Source organism: Cellulomonas persica (assembly GCF_007989825.1).
Taxonomy (GTDB): Bacteria; Actinomycetota; Actinomycetes; order Actinomycetales; family Cellulomonadaceae; genus Cellulomonas; species Cellulomonas persica.
In genome coordinates this window covers 63,583-80,727 of the sequence record NZ_BJUA01000014.1, presented here as the reverse complement: position 1 = coordinate 80,727, position 17,145 = coordinate 63,583, and the positions used below count along the sequence as shown (strand labels likewise).

Sequence of the window (17,145 nt, the reverse complement as noted above, 5' to 3'; positions counted from 1 at the left end):
TTCCGGCAGAGGGCTCAGGTGCGCTGCGGCCGGCGGCCCACGCGCGCCACTGACCGACGACGACGCCGGTGACCTTCGGGTCGAGGACCTGCTCGCCGGCGCGCACGCGGCGCACGGTCGCGACGAGCGTCGCGGGCTCGGTGTCCTTGAGCAGGAACGCGTCCGCCCCGGCGCGCAGCGCACCGGTCACGTACTCCTCGTCGTCGAACGTGGTCAGCACGACGACGCGCACGTCATCCAGCAGCGGGTCGGCGCGGATCTGGCGCGTGGCCTCGACGCCGTCCATCCCGGGCATGCGCACGTCGAGCAGCACCACGTCGGGCCGCGTGGCCCGCACGACGTCGAGTGCGGCGGCGCCGTCGCCGGCCTCGCCGACGACCTCGACGTCCGGCTCGTGGTCGAGGATCATCCGCAGGCCCAGGCGGATCGTGGGCTGGTCGTCGACGACGACCACGCGGGTCAGGTCAGGCACGTGCGCCCTCCAGGGGAAGCGTGAGGTGGACGACCCAGCCGCCTCCCAGCCGGGGTCCTGCGGTCACGGTGCCGCCGGCCGCGGCGGCGCGTTCGCGCATGTGGAGCAGGCCGCTGCCGCCGCCGGTGTCGCGGGGCCGGGGTGGGCCCGGGTCCTGCACGACGAGCTGCAGCGTGCCGGCCCCCGCGGTCAGCGTGAGCGATGCGGTCGTCGTCGCCGAGTGCACGAGCACGTTCGTCAGCGCCTCCTGCGCGACCCGCACCACGGCGATCCCCACCGCGGGCGCGCACGCCGGCAAGGGAGCGGGCAGGTTCGCGTCCACGTCGAGGCCTGCCTCGCGGACGCGTCCGACGACCGCGGGCAGCGACTCGAGGCCCGCGGTCGGGGCGTAGGGGGCGGACTCGTCGTCGCCCGTGCGCAGCACGCGGACCACGGACCGCATCGCGTCCAGCGCCTCGCGGCCCGCCGGGGCGATCCACCTCACGGCCTCGCGCGGCGCGTCGGGCTGGGCGTCCGCGACACGGTCGGCGGCCTGCGCGCGCACGACGATCGCCGAGACGTGGTGCGCGACCACGTCGTGCAGCTCGCGCGCGATGCGCGTGCGCTCGTCGAGCACCGCCTCCCGCGCGCGCACCTCCTGCAGCGCGACGAGCTGCGCGTTGCGTTCCGCGAGCGACGCGGACGTCTGCGCGAGCCGGTGCACCATCGCCCCGATCACCGCGGCAGCGACGACGAGCGCGACGAGCTGCGCGGCCGAGGACAGGTCGAGCACGGGGTGCCAGTCGAACGTGCTCAGACCCCACGCGGCGTTGGCCACCCCGGCCTGCAGCACGACGCCCGTGACCGCCCCGACGGGCGCCGCGACCCACGCGGGCAGCGCGCCGGCCCTGGTCACGGCGTACGTCGCGGCCAGCACCGGGATCACGTGCACGAGCGCCTGCATGCGGCCGCCGTCGACGACGAGCGTGTACGTCACCGCGTACCCGACGATGACGAGCACGAAGCCTGCACGCGGCGCGGCCCGGCGCAGCGCGATCGCCACCACCAACCACAGCCCGGCCCACCACCAGGTCGCGATCGACCGCGGCATCCAGTAGTCCCACGAGCTGACGACGCGCAGCGCACCGCCCCACACCGCGCCGACGGTCAGCGCGACCACGACGTCCTGCCGGAGCACGGCACCCGCGACCCGCCCGGCACGTGCCGGGCGGGTGGTCGTCGGGCCGACGCCCGTCGGGTCCGCACCCCCTGGGCCCACACCCGCTGGAGCCGCACCGTCGTCGGGATCCGCCGGACCCACCCGGAAGACGTCCCGCGCCACGTCCGGCCGGGCGGCGCGCGGGCGTGGCGGCGGCGCGGCCGCCCACTGCCGGAGAGCCGCGGTCGCGGTGTCGTCGGGCGTCGCACCACCGGACGACGACCCGTCCGGCCTGGTCACGGCGCCGGCGGCCGGATCAGCGTGCGACATGACGCCACGCTACGCGGACCGCGGCGCGGCGCCGACGCCCTGCGGGACGACACGCTCTCCACCCTGGGGTGGACCCGGGCCGCCGGGGGTCGCCGCAGGGTGGGCACCGCGTCGACCGAGGGTCGGGCACGGCACCCGCCACGACCAGACCCCAGCCCGACGCCCGGGTCCACCCGGTCCCGCGAGGCTCGTCACCATGACGACGAGCACTGGGCCGACCAGCACCGGGCCGACGAGCGCTGTGCCCCTGAGCGCTGCGCCGACGAGCGCCGGGTCGAGGCAGGCGGGCGGCCGCTCCGTGCGGTCCCGTGCCGTCACCGCGCACGCCCCGGCAGGCGCCGTCGCCAGCCACGCGTCCGGTACGACCGACGCCACATGGAGCCGGCGACCGCTGGGCCCCGCCACCGCGACGGCGGTCGTCGACGGGAGCGTCGGCGGCCGGGGCGTCCCGGAGCCGCGTGCTCCGCGGACGGCGCGCTCGACGTGGTCGCCGGTCACCGACGCAGACGGTCGACCGGTCGCACCGAGAGCTCGCGCGGACGCAGCGTTCGCGGACGCAGTGCTCGCGGACGGCGTCGCACGGGAGGGCGTGCGGCGGCATCGGGGGCGGCGCGTGGCGCTCGTCGTCGTGCTCGTACTCGCTGGAGGGGCGGTGTACGGGCTCACGGGGGCGCGGTCGGAGGCGGTCGTCGGGTGGCTGGGGGGCCCGACGACCGTGTCCGGCGGCGCACCCGTCGGTCCCGAGCACGGAGCGGGGGCGGACGCTCACGCGCTGACGTGCCCGGAACCGGACGACGAGGGCTGCGCCGGTGGAGCCGACGGTGCGGGCGGCGCGGCCGGAGCCGCCGGCCAGGACGGCGCCCCCGGCTCGACCGGCAAGGACGGGACCGACGACGCGCACGTCGTGGCCATCTCCGACGCGCTCGTCGCGACAGGCCTCGACCCGACGCTCGCGCGGCGAGTGGCCCGTGCGCAGGCGGCGGCTGAGGCGGACGGTGTGGTGCTGAGCGTGACGTCGGGCAAGCGCACCGCGCAGGAGCAGGAAGGGCTCGTCGCCGACGCGATCAAGCGGTACGGGTCGAAGCGCGAGGCGAGCCGCTGGGTGCTGCCGCCGGAGAGCTCCGCGCACGTGCAGGGGCTCGCGGTCGACGTCGGCCCGACCGAGGGCGCGCTGTGGCTCGGCGAGCACGGCCTCGACTACGGCCTGTGCCGCACCTACGCCAACGAGGTCTGGCACTTCGAACCGCTCCCGAAGGGCGCCACGACGTGCGCCCCCATGCTCCCCGACTCCTCCTCCGGCTGGTAGCAGCCGTGAAGTCGTCAGCACCACGCGAGATCGTCAGCCGCAGCTGACGACCTCACCGGGGCCTGACGACTTCGCGAACGGGGGCGCCGGTCCGGGACCGTGCCCGGGTCAGGTGAGCTGGTTGATGCGGAGGTGGTTGCCGGCCGGGTCGCGGAACGCGCAGTCACGCACGCCCCACGGCTGGTCCATCGGCTCCTGGGTCACCTCGGCGCCTGCGCCGGCCAGCTTCTCGAACGTGCCGTCCACGTCGGACGTGGCCAGCACCAGCGTCGCGTAGGAGCCCTTGGCCATCATCTCGGCGATGGTGCGGCGCTCGTCGTCGGTCAGGCCCGGGTCCGCCCCGGGCGGGGACAGGACGATCGACGTCTGCGGCTGGTCCGGCGAGCCGACCGTGATCCAGCGCATCTGGCCGTAGCCCACATCGTTGCGCACCTCGAAGCCCAGGACGTCGCGGTAGAACGCCAGCGAGGTGTCGGGGTCGTCGGCCGGCAGGAAGGTGGTGTGAATGATGAGGTCCATACCGCCACGCTAGGAGCGCGGGGCGGCGGCCGCTTCTCGATTCCTGACCTCTTGACCGGAGCCCTGCGACGACGAGCGCGGCGCAGGGTCCGGCGCGCGCGACGACTGCCGGACGGGCCGCATCACCTGCTTGGCGACGCAGCTCGGGATGCCCGCACCGTCGTCGGCGGACCGCCGCCGGTACTCGCTCGGTGACATGCCGACGAGCTCGGAGAACCGCGTGCTGAACGTGCCCAGCGACGAGCAGCCGACCGCGAAGCACACGTCGGTCACCGACAGGTCGCCGCGCCGCAGCAGCGTCATCGCGCGCTCGATGCGCCGCGTCATGAGGTAGCTGTACGGAGACTCGCCGTACGCGGCCCGGAACTGCCGGCTCAGGTGCCCGGCGGACAGGTGCACGCCGCGCGCGAGCGCCTCGACGTCGAGCGGCTGGGCGTACTCCCGGTCGATCCGGTCACGCACGCGGCGCAGCAGCGCCAGCTCGCGCAGGCGTGCGTCGGGCGTACCGGTCATGAGGACCAGCCTGCCCGGCCCGGCACCGTGACGCTAGACGCGTGCGGGATCTCCGGCGTCGAGCAGGTCGAGCGCCTCGAGCGCCGTGAGCGCACGGTGCAGGTTGCCGTGGCTCGTCGTGCGGTACCACTGCGCCCAGTCGCCCGTGTAGCCGCGCGGGGAGCCCTCGACCGTCATGACGAGCCCGAGCCACATCCGGTACAGCAGCAGCCGGGCCGCCGGGCCGGGCGAGGAGACGTCGAGCGAGCCGACGAGCGCGGCGTCCTCGGGGCGCTCGAGCCCGTCCCACATGGGGTCGGCACCGACGACGTCCACCAGCGGCTCGCCCCACATGGCGCGTTCGGGGTCGATCACGCCGACGACCTCGCCCGTCGCGGGGTCGACGAACAGGTTCCCGGGCCACAGGTCGCAGTGGACGAGCGACGGGACGACGACCTCGTCGAGCCGGTGACCGTGCACGGCGAGGGCGGCGCGCACGCGGTCCGCGGACACGTCCAGGTCCCATGCGGCGGCGTCGGCGAGCAGCGCCTCGACGATCGCGGTGAATGCCGCGCGCCACGTCGCGGCCTGCAGCGCGGGGGACTGCGGGTAGCCGAACACGGTTCCGGTGACGTTCGCGAGCCGCCCGATCAGCGCGCCCAGGTCGCGCCGGGCGCGGGCCGCACGCGCGTCGTCGTCGAACGACCCGAACCCCGCCTCCGACTGCGGGACACCCTCCAGCCAGGACGCGACGACGACGTCACCCGGCAGCACCGTGCGCGTGAAGTCGGTGTGCAGCAGGCGCGGCATCCGCAGGCCGGGGTGCGCGGCCGCGAGCCCGTAGACGAGCGCCTCGGTGCGGATCAGGTCCTTCTCGTAGGTCATGAGCCGCGAGGAGTCGCTCGGGGCGGTCTTCACGACGACGCGCGTGCCGTCGCCGAGCGTGACGCGGTACGTGGTCGCGAAGTAGCCGCCCTCGAGCCGGACGGCGTCGGCGAGTGTGCCGAGCGGTACGACGAGCGTCGCCAGCGCGTCGAGCGGCACGGTCGCGTCGGGCGCGCGGGACTCGGTCACGCGAGTGAGCGTAGGGCGTGCTCAGGCGTCGGAGCGCAGGTCGGAAGGCCCGTCCACCTCGACCGCACGCGCGTCGGTGACCTCGTCGACGTCGTCCTCGGACACGTGACCCACGCGGGCGAGGTCGTCGGACAGGCGGGCCTCGTGGCTCGCACGCAGCGTCCGCAGCGACGCGAGCGTCCCGACGACGGCCACCGCACCGGCGATGACGACGACGAGGAAGCCCGCGTGCGAGCCGTCCGCGTCGATCCGCGCGCCCGCGACGGACGAACCGATCGACACGCCGATGCCGAGCGACGTGCCCACCCACGTGAGGCCCTCGGTGAGACGCCCCGGCGCGACGAGCTCCTGCACCAGGCCGTTGCCGTTGATGAGCGTCGGCGCGATCGCGAACCCGGTGACGAACATGACCGCGGCGAGCGCCCACAGCGAGTTCACGACGAAGAAGAACGAGACGCCGATGCCGAGCAGCACCATGCCGATCCCGAACCGCACCCACAGCGGCTGCACCCAGCGACGCGCGCCGTACAGCAGCCCGGACACCAGCGACCCCGCGGCGAACACCGCGAGGATCAGCCCGGCCACCGACTTGCGGCCCTCCTCCTCGGCGAACGCGACGGTCGCCACGTCGGTCGCACCGAAGATCGCGCCCATCGCGAGGAAGACGCCGACGAGGAGGAGCATGCCGGGCGCCGCGAGGATCGACGGCCCGCCCGTCTCGTGGTGCGGCGTGGGCGGCGGCTCGGTGCGGCGCTGCAGCAGGAACCACGTCCCGCCGACGGCCGTCGCGACGAGCGGCACGACGATGCCCGCGGTGGGGGTCACGCTCGTGGCGAGCAGCGTCGCGGCGGCCGGGCCGATGATGAACACGAGCTCGTCGAGCGCCGACTCGAGCGAGTACGCGGTGTGCAGCGCGACGGGGTCGCCCTGGAGCACGTACGACCAGCGGGCGCGCACGAGCGAGCCGAACTGGCCGCTGACGCCCGCGACGACCGCGGTCACGTACAGCACCGGCTCGGGGGCCTCCGCGACGAGCGCGACGATCAGCGCGACGAGTCCCGTGGCGCACGTCGCGAGCGCCGGGAACATCACGCGCGCCTGCCCGTACCGGTCGACGGCGCGGGAGATCAGCGGTGCGGTGACCGCCGAGGCGACCACGAAGACTGCGGAGACCCGGCCCGCCAGCGCGTACGCCTCGTAGACCGAGGAGACCGCCAGCACGATCCCGATGCCGACCATCGAGATCGGGAGCCGGGCGACCACGCCTGCGGCGGAGAACGCGAGAGCACCGGGCCGGGACAGGACATCGCGATACGGCCGGAACACGCGCCCATCGTCGCACCCGGTCCGCCGCTCGGTCGCACGCACTGCCCGGCACGGGTGCGGGCAGGCGGCGGGCGGGCCAGGATGTGCGGATGGTGGACGTGGTGGAGGTCGTCGACGAGCAGCGGTTCGAGGCGCACGACACGGACGGGTCGTTGCTGGGCATCGCGGCGTACGACGCGCAGGGGAGCACCGTGGTGTTCACGCACACGGAGGTGCTGCCCGCGGCGGAGGGCCGCGGTGTCGGGAGCGAGCTGGTGCGCGGCGCGCTGGACCAGGTGCGGGCGTCGGGGCGGGACGTCGTCGCCCTGTGCCCGTTCGTGAAGGCGTGGATCGCGCGGCACCCGGACTACCAGGACCTGCTGCGCGTCCGGGCCTGACCGAGCGCGCTGCCTGACCCGAGCGCGCTGCCTGACCCCGCGGCCTGACCCGAGTGCGCCGCGGGCGCGGTCAGTTGGCCAGGGCCGCCGCGACCACGTCCTTCGCCTCCGCCTGCACCTGCGCGAGGTGCTCGGCCGAGACGAACGACTCGGCGTAGATCTTGTAGACGTCCTCGGTACCCGACGGCCGCGCCGCGAACCACGCGTCGTCGGTCGTGACCTTGAGGCCACCGATCGCCGCACCGTTGCCGGGCGCCGCCGTCAGCCGGGCGGTGATCGCGCCGCCGGCCAGCGTCGTCGCGGTCACCTGCTCGGGCGACAGCGCGCCGAGCTTGGCCTTCTCCTCGCGGGTCGCGGCCGCGTCGATGCGCGCGTACCAGGACTCGCCGAGCTCGTCGACGAGCGCCCGGTGGTGCTCCGACGGCGACTTGCCGGTCGTCGCGAGGATCTCCGAGGCGAGCAGGCACGCGATCGGCCCGTCCTTGTCGGTGGTCCACACGGTGCCGTCCTTGCGCAGGAAGCTCGCGCCCGCGGACTCCTCACCACCGAACCCGACCGAGCCGTCGATCAGGCCGGGCACGAACCACTTGAAGCCGACCGGGACCTCGAGCACGGTCCGGCCCAGCTGCGCGCCCACCCGGTCGACCAGCGAGGAGGACACGAGCGTCTTGCCGATCGCCGCGCTCGTCGGCCACTGCGGACGCGCGCCGCCGAACAGGTAGCTGATCATCACCGCGAGGTAGTGGTTCGGGTTGAGCAGCCCGCCGTCGGGCGTGACGATCCCGTGCCGGTCGGAGTCCGCGTCGTTGCCCGTGGCGATGTCGTACGGCGCGGGGCCGTCGCCCGCGGTCATGCGGGCCACGAGCGAGGCCATCGCGTGCGGCGACGAGCAGTCCATGCGGATCTTGCCGTCCCAGTCGAGCGTCATGAACGGCCAGCGCGGGTCCACGGTCGGGTTCACGACGGTCAGGTCCAGCCCGTACCGCTCGCCGATCACGCCCCAGTACTCGGCCATCGCCCCGCCCAGCGGGTCCGCGCCGATCCGCACCCCCGCGGTCCGGATCGCCTCCAGGTCGACGACGTTCGTCAGGTCGTCGACGTACGCCGTGAGGTAGTCGTGGCGCTTGACCAGGTCGGACGTGATCGCGCGCTCGTACGGGATGCGGGCCACGTGGCGCCAGCCGTCGGCGAGCAGCTCGTTCGCGCGCGCCGCGATCGGGCCGGTCGCCTCCCCACCCGCGGGTCCGCCGTGCGGCGGGTTGTACTTGAAGCCGCCGTCCGCGGGCGGGTTGTGCGACGGGGTCACGACGATGCCGTCGGCGAGCCCCGGACCGTGCGTGCGGACGCCCTCGGACGTGCCGGCACCGTTGTGCCGCAGGATCGCGAGCGACACCGCAGGCGTGGGCGTGAACGAGTCGCGCGCGTCGACGTGCACCTCCACGCCGTTCGCGACGAGCACCTCGATCGCCGTGCGCTGCGCCGGCTCGGACAGCCCGTGCGTGTCCCGGCCGATGAACAGCGGGCCGTCGGTGCCCTGGCTGCGGCGGTACTCGACGATCGCCTGCGTGATCGCGACGATGTGCGCCTCGTTGAACGCGGTGGACAGCGACGAGCCGCGGTGGCCGCTCGTGCCGAACACGACCTGCTCGTCGGGGACCGACGGGTCCGGGACGCGGTCGTAGTAGGCGCCGACCAGTGCGTCGACGTCGATGAGGTCCTCGGGAAGTGCGGGAGTTCCGGCGCGCGGGTGCATGCCGACATCCTTCCCCGCCGAGCGCCCTCGTGCCCACCCCGCCCGAGCCCCCGACACGTCACACTCGCCGCGCCGGACCCCGCGCCGCGCTCGCACCGGGCCGCGCGCACGCGCTGCTCCCGACGAGTTCGTCGCTCGCGCGCCGCTTCGTCGGTGCGCGACGACGAAGCGATGCAGCGGCGACGAACCGCCCGCCGCGAGCAACGACCCGGTGGGCGCGGGGCGGTCGCGGCCCGGCCGGGTGGGTGCCGAGGGGGCGAGCGTGGGTGAGGGCGGGGAGGGGGTGGGCCGGTAGGCTCGCGCGCATGGCCAAGGGTTCTGTGGAGTTCGTGCTGCGTCCGTTCGAGGGGCTCCCCGGTGAGCCCGACTGGGTCGCGCTCAAGGAGGTCGTGCCCGCGGCGACGGCCACGGCGCGCACCACCAAGGAGTACGGCGCGAAGGACGTGCTCGTCACCACGGTGCTGCCGCAGGCGTGGCCCGCGCTGCACCGCGCCGACGGCGTGATCCTGCTCGCGCTGCAGACCGCGTCCAGCTCGGGTGACGCGAGCCGTGACCTCGCGGTCGCGCTGCTCGAGGCGCTCGAGGTCGAGCCCGGCACGGCGGTCGAGACGACCGGCCTGCCCGAGCCCGGCCCGCGCCTGCAGGACGTGCTCGACCTGTCCGTGCCGTTCGAGGTCACCGTGCACGACTCGTTCTCGTACTGGCTCGCGCCCGACGTCGAGCGCACGTCCGACCTCGAGGCCGCGATCGAGGACGCCGACGCGGGCATCATCGACACCGCCGCGGTCGCGGGCGTCGAGTCGGCGTACTGGTGCCGCATGGGCGCCAAGGAGTTCCTGCGCTGGGCGCAGCCGCACGACGAGCAGGTGGTGCTGGACGGTCTCGCGCGCCTGCACGCCAAGCGCGAGTCGGGCTTCGCCGACGGCAAGTTCATCGGCTACTTCCGGTCGAGCGGCCTCGTCGTCCCCGTGTGGGAGCTGGCCCGCGGGACGGAGGCCGAGGAGCTCGAGGGGCCGATCGCCGAGTTCCTGCCGCGCTTCACCGCCGCGCTCGAGAGCACCGAGCCGCTCGACGCGAACGAGCGTCGCGCCCGCGCGGGTCTGGTCGCCCGGCAGGTCACGCTGCGCTGAACGGTCGCACACCCACGACCTCACATCCGACGGTGCCCGGGCGCCTGCAGGACGACGCCCGGGCACCGCTGTCATGCGCAGGTGTGTCGGTGGTCGGGCGCAGGCTGGACGACGACGAGGGGGACGGCATGACGACGCAGCGCCTGCACACGCAGGGCCCGCACACGCAGGGCCCGCACGCGCGACGCCTCCACGCGGTGCTGGACACCCCGATCGGACCGGTCGCGGTCGCGGTCGCGGACGGCGCGGTGACGCACGTGCGGATGACCCGGTCCGACGACGCCTCACCCGACCCGTTCGGGGACGCTCCCGGCACGCGCGTCGTGCCCGACGACGACCCGGTGCTGGCCGAGGCGGCCCGCCAGCTCGAGGCGTACTTCGCGGGTGCGCTGCGCACGTTCGACCTGCCGCTGCGGCCCACCGGCTCGGCGTTCCAGCTCCTGGTGTGGGAGGGCCTGCGCCGCATCCCGTACGGCACGACGACGACGTACGGTGCGCTCGCGGCCGACCTGGGCCTGGACCCGCGCACGTCGTCGCGCGCGGTCGGTGCGGCCAACGGCGCGAACCGGATCGCGATCGTCGTGCCGTGCCACCGGGTGATCGGCGCCGACGGCACGCTCACGGGGTTCGCCGCGGGCGTCGACCGCAAGCGCTCCCTGCTGGACCTCGAGCAGGGCGACGCGGGCCGCGCGGCCACGCTGTTCTGAGGGCCGCACGCGCGCCGGGGACGGTGGCGCCCGGCCGCCGGGCGGGGCCGACGAGCCCCGCCTGCACGGCGTCCTGGTGGACGTCGCGTGCGGGTTCCGTGTCGTCGCCGGACACAGGCCCGTCCTCGTGCGGCGAGGGTGCCCCACGTCGATAGGCTGACGCTGTGATGCCCCCCGTTCCCGCCGACCCCGCAGGTGACGAGCCCGGGACCCCGGCCGGTGGCTCGTCGGCGAAGGCCGTCGGCCGCACCCCCTCCGGACCGCGCGTGCGCCAGCGCGTGGCCGTGATCATCCCGGCGAAGGACGAGTCGCGGCGCATCGCGGCCACCGTCCGCTCGGCCAAGGCGATCCCGCACGTCGACCTCGTGCTCGTCGTCGACGACGGCTCCGAGGACAACACCCAGCACGTCGCGCGTGAGGCCGGTGCGGTCGTCGTGCGGCACTCGCACAACCGCGGCAAGGCCGCCGCGATGGAGACCGGCGCCGCGGTCGTCGCGATGCGCGACGCCCCGGACCGCCCGCCGCGCGTCCTGCTGTTCATCGACGGCGACCTCGCGGAGACGGCCGTCAACACCGCGCCGCTCGTCCCGCCGGTGCTCGAGGGACACACGGACCTCGCGATCGCGCTGCTCCCGCCGCAGCCGGGCGCGGGTGGCCGCGGGATCGTCGTGGGCGCCGCACGCCGCGCGATCGCGTCGCTGACCGGCTGGACGCCGACGCAGCCCCTGTCCGGCATGCGCTGCCTGACCCGGGAGGCGTTCGAGGCGGCGACGCCGCTCGCGCACGGCTGGGGCGTCGAGACGGGCATGACGATCGACCTGCTGCGGCAGGGCTTCCGCGTGGTCGAGGTGCCGTGCGAGCTGCGGCACCGCCCGTCGGGCTCGGACCTGCGCGGACAGCTCCACCGGGCCGCGCAGTACCGCGACGTGCAGCTCGCGGCGAACGCGCGTCGGCTGCGGGCCGCGGCGGGGTCGGTCAAGCGGACCGTCACGCCCTCGCGTCCGGCGACCCACCGCTGAGCGCGACCGGCTCGCCCTACCCTGGACGAGTGCCCGACCACCGCCCTGCCCGCGCGCGCCGTGGGGTGCGGGCCGTGCGGGCTGCCCTGACGGTGCGTCGTGCCCTGATCGGGACCCTCGGGGCGGTGCTCGGTGCGGGGTTGCTCGTCGGGGGAGCCTCGGGCGCGGCGGCGCAGCCCGCGACGGACGAGATCGCCGACGCGCGTCCGGTGGTCCTCGTCGGCGTGGGCGGGCTGCACTGGGACGACGTGGACCGCACGGGCACGCCGACGCTGTGGCGGATGGTCGCCGAGGGCTCGGTCGGGTCGATCTCGGTGCACACGTCGTCGGCGCAGATGTGCCGCCTCGGCGGGTGGCTGACGATCTCCGCGGGCCGGCGCGTACCGCCCGTGAGCGTGTCGGAGGTCGCACCGTCCGGGTCAGCCGGGCAGGACGGCTCCGACAGCTCCGACGGCTCCGACGGCGACGGCTCCGACGACGGCACGGGCGACGCCGTCGACGACTGCCCGCCCATGCCCGCGGTGAGCACGGGCGGCACGTCGCCGGCCCCGGCGGGTGTCGAGGGGTGGGACGAGCTCGTCGACCCGCCGTCGGACGACGTCCCCGCGGGCTCGTACGGCGAGCCCGGCACGGTCGCGACCCTCGTCGCGACCACGCAGCGCTGCACGACCGCGCTCGGCCCGGGCGCCGCGATCGCGCTCGCCGACGCGCAGGGCCGGCTCGAGCGGTACGCACCGCACCTCGGCGCGGTGGGCGACGCGGCCCTCGCGGCCTGCCCGGTCACGGTCCTCGACGGCGGCGACCTGCCCGCGGACCGCACCGAGCGTCGCGACGCGCTGTCGCTCCTCGACGACGAGCTGCGCCGGATCGTCGCGGCGGTCGACACCGGCACGCGCGTGGTCGTCGCCGGCACGTCCGACGGCCCGGCAGGTGAGACGGGGCTGCAGGCCGTCGTGCAGTGGGAGGCCGGCGGCGGGACCGTCGGCTGGCTGACCTCGGACTCGACGCGCCGCACGGGCATCGTCACGCTCACCGACCTGTCCGCGACGCTCGTCGACGCGGCCGGCGCGGACACCTCGGAGCTCGACGGCGCGCCGCTGCGGGTGAGCGCCGAGCGCCGCATGACCGCGGACCGCACGGTCGAGAACCGCCGGTACCTGACCGAGATGACGACGATCGCGCCGCACCTGCTGCCGCTCCTGCTGGCGGTCGTGGGCGGGGCGTGCGCGCTCGCGGTCGGCGCGGTCGCGGTGCTGCGGCGCCGCCGCCGCGTACCCGCACCCGCGCTGCGCCGCCTGACCGTCGCGCTGCTGCTGCTGGGTGCGTGCACGCCCGTGGGGGCGCTGCTCGCGGCGCTCGCGCGGTGGTGGGGCTCGCCCGCACCGCTGTTCTCCGCGGCGGCGTGGTGGGGCGCGGCGACGGTCGGCATGGCCCTGGTGGCGTGGGGCGTCGCACGGCTGCTGCCGCCGAGCCGGTGGCGGCTCGCGACCGCGACGGCGGGCGTGACGTGGCTCGTCGTGACGGTCGACGGCGTGACCGGGACCGTGCTGCAGCAGGGTTCGGTCCTGGGGATCTCGACGCTCGGCGCGCGCTACTACGGGTTCGGCAACACGACGTTCGGGGTGTACGCCGCGGCCGGGCTGGTGCTCGCGGCGGGCTTCGCCGCGTACGCGATCGACCGCGGGAGCCGCCGGCTCGCTCTCATGGGTGTCGCGCTCGTCGGGCTCGTGTCGGTCGTCGTCGACGGCTGGCCCGCGTTCGGCGCGGACTTCGGCGGGGTGCTCGCGCTCGTGCCCGCGTTCGCGGTGCTGCTCGTCGGGGTGGCGGGCGGGGCGATCGGGGTCCGACGAGTCCTCGCGTACGTGGGCGCGGCGGTCGCGGTCGTGGCGTTCGTGTCGATCGTCGACTGGGCGCGGCCCGGCCGGGGCTCGCACCTGGGTCAGTTCGTGCAGCGCGTGCTCGACGGCGACGCGGCGGACGTCGTCGCGGGCAAGGCCGCGGGCGCGTGGGCCACCGTCTCCGACCCCGTCGGCATGGTCGCGGCGGTCGTGTGCGTCGCCGTGTGCGCGGTGCTCGTCGGCCCGGACCGGTGGCGTCCGGCCGCGCTGCGCCGCCTCTACGTGAGCTGGACGGGCCTGCGGCGCACGCTGCTCGCGGTCGTCGTCGCCGCGGTCCTCGGCTCGGTGCTCAACGACTCGGGCGTCGTCGTGGCGAGCGCGGTGCTCGCGGTCGCGGGTGCGCTGCTGCTCGGCTCGCTCGCGCACGACCGGTGGGCGCAGCTGCCCGACGACCCCGCACCCGTGCGCGCCCCGCTGCACCGCATGCCCGCGGTGCTCGTCGCGACGGGCGGCGGCCTGCTCGCGACGCTGCTCGTCGCGACCGTCGCCGTCCCGCTGCCCGCCGCGGTCGCGGGCGACGTCACGACGGGCAACGGGACCTCGGCGATGCCCGCGGACCAGCCGGTCGTGCTCGTCGGGACGGCCGGCGTGGACTGGTCCGACGTCGACCGCGTCGAGACGCCCACGCTGTGGAGCCTGCTGCGCGACGGCGCGCCCGCGGGCGGCGTCACGCCCGGTGCGTCGGGCCGCAACGCGTGGTGCGCGTCGGGCGGCTGGCTCGCGCTGTCGTCGGGCCGCGCGCCCGTCACGGGCAGCACGACCGGCGGCCGGTGGTCGTGCGCGAGCTGGGGCGTCACCCCGGACGCCGCGGGCGGCGCGACCGTCCAGCACTGGGACCAGCTGGTCGCGCTGCAGAGCCGCTCGGAGTTCCGGCCGAGGCTCGGGGCGCTCGGTGCGGGCCTGGCCGCGGCGGGCACGTGCAGCACCGCGATCGGCCAGGGCGCGGCCCTCGCGCTCGCGCAGCCCGACGGCTCGCTCGCGCGGTACCGCTCGTTCGAGGCCGCGCTCGCGGACCCGGACGACGCGTTCGCGTGCCCGACGACGGTCGTCGACGCGGGCTCGGCCGCGGTCGAGCCGGTGCTGCTCGACGTGCTCGGCGAGGACGCCCAGCGTGACGCGTTGCGTGCGGTGGACCGCGCGGTCGCGCGCGTGCTGCGTGTCGCGCCCGACGAGGCGACCGTGCTCGTCGTCGACACCGGACGTGCCCAGCGCGGACCGGTCGCGCTCGGCGTCGGCATCGGCGACCCGGCCACGGGGGCGGGCTTCCTCGGCAGCGCGGCCACGCGCTGGGTCGGGGTGTTCCGGCTCCTCGACGTGCCGGTCGCGCTGCTGACGCACGCGGACGCGTCGATCTCCGACGACTTCGCGGGCTCACCCGTGCGCGTGGGCGAGGACCGCCCCGCGGCGGTCGCGACGACGGTGCGCCAGCTCGCCGAGCTCTCGGTCCGGGACCGCGCCCTGCGCGGCACGTCGTCGCCCGTCACGAACCCGCCGCTCGTGCTGGGCCTGCTCGTCGTCGCGGCGGCCGCCGTGCTCGGTCCGCGTCTCGCGCGCAGCCGGCCCGCGCTCGCCGAGCGCCTGCGCCGCGTCGCGGACGCGGTGCTGCTCGCGCTCGCGGCGCTCCCGGTGGGCCTGTTCCTCATGACGACGACGTCGTGGTGGCGCTACGTCGACCCGGGCCGCAACCTGTGGCTCGGCCTCGCGGCGGGCACCGCGGCGGTCGCGGGTGTGGCGGCGCTCGCCCCACGGCGGCCGCTCACCCTCGGCCCGGGCGTGGTCGCGGGCGTGACGTTCGTGGTGCTCACGCTCGACGCGGTGCTCGGCACGCCGCTGCACCGCGGCAGCCCGCAGGGGCCCGCCGTCACGCTCGGCGGCCGGTTCTACGGCTTCGGCAACCCGACGTACTCGTTCTACGTGGTCGCGGCGCTGGTCACGGCCGCGATCGTCGGCTGGGCGCTCGTGCAGCGCGGCCGCCGCCTGCTCGGCACCGCGGCCGCCGCGGCCGTGTGCCTCGTCGCGCTCGTCGTGGACCTGTGGCCCGCACTCGGCGCGGACGTGGGCGGCGGGCTCGTGCTCGTCCCCGCGGGCCTCGTCGTGGTGCTCGGCGTCGCCGGCGTGCGCGTCACGTGGCAGCGCCTGGTGGTCGCCGGTGTCGCGGGCGTCGTGCTCGTCGGCGGGATCGCCGTGCTCGACTGGCTGCGGCCGGCCGCGGAGCGCACCCACCTGGGCGTGTTCGTGCAGCGCGTCGTGGACGGGTCGGCGTCCGAGACGATCTCGCGCAAGCTCGGGTACGCCGCGGACACCGTGACGAGCGGGTGGATCGCGGTGCTCACGCTCGCGGTCGTCGTCCTCACGGTCGTCGTGCTGTGGCCGCGCTCGCGCGTGCGGGTCCCCGCGTGGGACCTGCTCGAACGACGCTGGCCGCCCGCGCGCCCCGTGGTCGTCGGCCTGCTGGTCGCGGCCGTCGCGGGCGGGCTCGTCAACGACTACGGCGTGCGCATCGCCACCGTGATCCTGGTGGCCGCGGTGCCGCTGCTCGGGACGCTCGGGCTGCGCGCCGTCGCCGACGACTACCCTGCCCAGCACGACCCCACCGCACCCCGACCGGACGGCCACGATGTCCACGAGCCAGCCTGACGACGACCGGCAGCGCCCCCTGCGCTACGCCTACCTCGGCCCCGCCGGGACGTTCACCGAGGCCGCGCTGCGCCAGGTCGCCTCGCCCGACGAGGCCGTGTACCTGCCGCAGGTCGACGTCGCGTCCGCGATCGACGCGGTGCGCGAGGGGGTGGCCGACCACGCGGTCGTCGCGATCGAGTCGACCGTCGAGGGCGGCGTGACCGCGACGCTCGACTCCCTCGCGGTGGGCTCGCCGCTCGTGCTGCTGCGCGAGGTGCTGGTCCCGGTGCAGTTCACGCTCGCGGCCGCGCCGGGCACCGCGCTGAGCGACGTGCGGCGCATCTCGGCCCACCCGCACGCGTGGGTGCAGTGCCGCCGCTGGCTCGCGCGCCACCTGCCCGGGGTCGTGCACGTCCCCGCGACGTCGAACACCGCACCCGCCGCGCTGCTGTCCGACGCGGCCGCGCAGGGGTCGACGGCGGACCTCGGCTTCGACGCCGCGCTCGTGCCCCCGCCCGCGGTCGAGACGTACGGCCTGACGCCGCTCGCGCAGGAGGTGGCCGACAACGCGTCGGCCGTCACGCGGTTCGTCGTCGTCGGGCACCCCGGGCAGATCCCCGCGCCCACCGGCGCGGACAAGACGACCCTCGTCGTGCACCTGCCCGACAACGAGGCCGGTGCGCTGCTGTCCATGCTCGAGCAGTTCGCGACGCGCGGCGTGAACCTGTCCCGCATCGAGTCGCGGCCGATCGGCGACGCGCTCGGCCGGTATTCGTTCTCGATCGACGCCGAGGGGCACGTGAGCGACGAGCGCGTGGGCGAGGCGCTCATGGGCCTGCACCGCCGCTGCCCGTACGTGCGCTTCCTGGGCTCCTACCCGCGCGCGGACGCGGTGCGCCCCACGGTGCACGTGGGGACGAGCGACGCGGAGTTCGTCGCTGCACGCGGGTGGCTCGACGACGTGCGCGCGGGCCGCGCGTCCTGA

The 17,145-nt window shown here is 75.8% G+C and carries 14 protein-coding genes; 7 read left to right on the top strand and 7 right to left on the bottom strand.

Annotated features, from left to right (window positions below; genetic code table 11):
- On the bottom strand, positions 1-472 hold a 472-nt coding region (locus tag CPE01_RS13440; RefSeq protein WP_246783942.1), incomplete at its 3' end, for a response regulator.
- On the bottom strand, positions 465-1,940 hold the full coding sequence (locus CPE01_RS13435; protein WP_146807327.1) for a sensor histidine kinase: 1,476 nt from the start codon (positions 1,938-1,940) through the stop codon (positions 465-467). The genes CPE01_RS13440 and CPE01_RS13435, both read right to left, overlap by 8 nt.
- A gap of 613 nt (positions 1,941-2,553) precedes the next feature.
- On the opposite strand from CPE01_RS13435, the gene CPE01_RS16650 reads away from it, so the two are divergent.
- Positions 2,554-3,246, top strand: coding sequence for a M15 family metallopeptidase (locus tag CPE01_RS16650; RefSeq protein ID WP_222592930.1), 693 nt, complete (start codon positions 2,554-2,556; stop codon positions 3,244-3,246).
- Positions 3,247-3,354: 108 nt separating this feature from the next.
- Here CPE01_RS16650 and CPE01_RS13425 read toward each other — a convergent pair whose 3' ends face one another.
- Genes CPE01_RS13425 through CPE01_RS13410 form a run of 4 tightly spaced genes read right to left on the bottom strand, consistent with a single transcriptional unit; the run spans position 3,355 to position 6,657 of the window.
- On the bottom strand, positions 3,355-3,765 hold the full coding sequence (locus CPE01_RS13425) for a VOC family protein (RefSeq protein ID WP_146807326.1): 411 nt from the start codon (positions 3,763-3,765) through the stop codon (positions 3,355-3,357).
- Positions 3,766-3,774: 9 nt separating this feature from the next.
- Positions 3,775-4,278: a helix-turn-helix transcriptional regulator gene (locus tag CPE01_RS13420; RefSeq protein ID WP_146807325.1), complete on the bottom strand. Its 504-nt coding sequence runs from the start codon at positions 4,276-4,278 to the stop codon at positions 3,775-3,777.
- Positions 4,279-4,311: 33 nt separating this feature from the next.
- On the bottom strand, positions 4,312-5,331 hold the full coding sequence (locus tag CPE01_RS13415; protein ID WP_146807324.1) for a phosphotransferase family protein: 1,020 nt from the start codon (positions 5,329-5,331) through the stop codon (positions 4,312-4,314).
- Between the two features lie 21 nt (positions 5,332-5,352).
- Entirely contained in the window at positions 5,353-6,657 is a 1,305-nt protein-coding gene (locus CPE01_RS13410; protein ID WP_246783941.1) for an MFS transporter, read from the bottom strand.
- 89 nt (positions 6,658-6,746) lie between these two features.
- Between CPE01_RS13410 and CPE01_RS13405 the strand changes: the two genes are divergently transcribed.
- Positions 6,747-7,034: a GNAT family N-acetyltransferase gene (locus tag CPE01_RS13405; RefSeq protein ID WP_146807323.1), complete on the top strand. Its 288-nt coding sequence runs from the start codon at positions 6,747-6,749 to the stop codon at positions 7,032-7,034.
- Between the two features lie 70 nt (positions 7,035-7,104).
- Here the strand turns inward: CPE01_RS13405 and pgm are convergent, their stop codons facing one another.
- Positions 7,105-8,787, bottom strand: coding sequence for a phosphoglucomutase (alpha-D-glucose-1,6-bisphosphate-dependent) (pgm, locus tag CPE01_RS13400; protein ID WP_146807322.1), 1,683 nt, complete (start codon positions 8,785-8,787; stop codon positions 7,105-7,107).
- A 305-nt stretch (positions 8,788-9,092) separates the two neighbouring features.
- Here pgm and CPE01_RS13395 point away from each other — a divergent pair, with 305 nt between their 5' ends.
- From CPE01_RS13395 to pheA, 5 genes are all read left to right on the top strand, one after another.
- On the top strand, positions 9,093-9,917 hold the full coding sequence (locus tag CPE01_RS13395; protein WP_146807321.1) for a DUF5926 family protein: 825 nt from the start codon (positions 9,093-9,095) through the stop codon (positions 9,915-9,917).
- Between the two features lie 128 nt (positions 9,918-10,045).
- Entirely contained in the window at positions 10,046-10,624 is a 579-nt protein-coding gene (locus CPE01_RS13390) for a methylated-DNA--[protein]-cysteine S-methyltransferase (protein ID WP_146807320.1), read from the top strand.
- A 167-nt stretch (positions 10,625-10,791) separates the two neighbouring features.
- Positions 10,792-11,643 carry a glycosyltransferase family 2 protein gene (locus CPE01_RS13385; protein ID WP_246783940.1) on the top strand — a complete coding sequence of 284 codons (852 nt, stop codon included), beginning with the start codon at positions 10,792-10,794 and terminating at the stop codon, positions 11,641-11,643.
- A gap of 74 nt (positions 11,644-11,717) precedes the next feature.
- Positions 11,718-16,178 carry a hypothetical protein gene (locus tag CPE01_RS13380; RefSeq protein ID WP_246783939.1) on the top strand — a complete coding sequence of 1,487 codons (4,461 nt, stop codon included), beginning with the start codon at positions 11,718-11,720 and terminating at the stop codon, positions 16,176-16,178.
- Positions 16,159-17,145 (top strand): prephenate dehydratase, encoded by a 987-nt coding sequence (gene pheA / locus CPE01_RS13375; RefSeq protein WP_146807318.1) that lies wholly within the window; start codon positions 16,159-16,161, stop codon positions 17,143-17,145. Before CPE01_RS13380 ends, pheA begins: the two co-directional genes overlap by 20 nt.

Excerpts from the sequence above, each read along its gene's own strand:
- CPE01_RS13435 (WP_146807327.1), bottom strand. The coding sequence starts at position 1,940 with ATGTCGCACGCTGATCCGGCCGCCGGCGCCGTGACCAGGCCGGACGGG.
- CPE01_RS13425 (WP_146807326.1), bottom strand. The coding sequence starts at position 3,765 with ATGGACCTCATCATTCACACCACCTTCCTGCCGGCCGACGACCCCGAC.
- CPE01_RS13420 (WP_146807325.1), bottom strand. The coding sequence starts at position 4,278 with ATGACCGGTACGCCCGACGCACGCCTGCGCGAGCTGGCGCTGCTGCGC.
- CPE01_RS13405 (WP_146807323.1), top strand. The coding sequence starts at position 6,747 with ATGGTGGACGTGGTGGAGGTCGTCGACGAGCAGCGGTTCGAGGCGCAC.
- pgm (WP_146807322.1), bottom strand. The coding sequence starts at position 8,787 with ATGCACCCGCGCGCCGGAACTCCCGCACTTCCCGAGGACCTCATCGAC.
- CPE01_RS13395 (WP_146807321.1), top strand. The coding sequence starts at position 9,093 with ATGGCCAAGGGTTCTGTGGAGTTCGTGCTGCGTCCGTTCGAGGGGCTC.
- CPE01_RS13390 (WP_146807320.1), top strand. The coding sequence starts at position 10,046 with ATGACGACGCAGCGCCTGCACACGCAGGGCCCGCACACGCAGGGCCCG.
- CPE01_RS13385 (WP_246783940.1), top strand. The coding sequence starts at position 10,792 with ATGCCCCCCGTTCCCGCCGACCCCGCAGGTGACGAGCCCGGGACCCCG.
- pheA (WP_146807318.1), top strand. The coding sequence starts at position 16,159 with ATGTCCACGAGCCAGCCTGACGACGACCGGCAGCGCCCCCTGCGCTAC.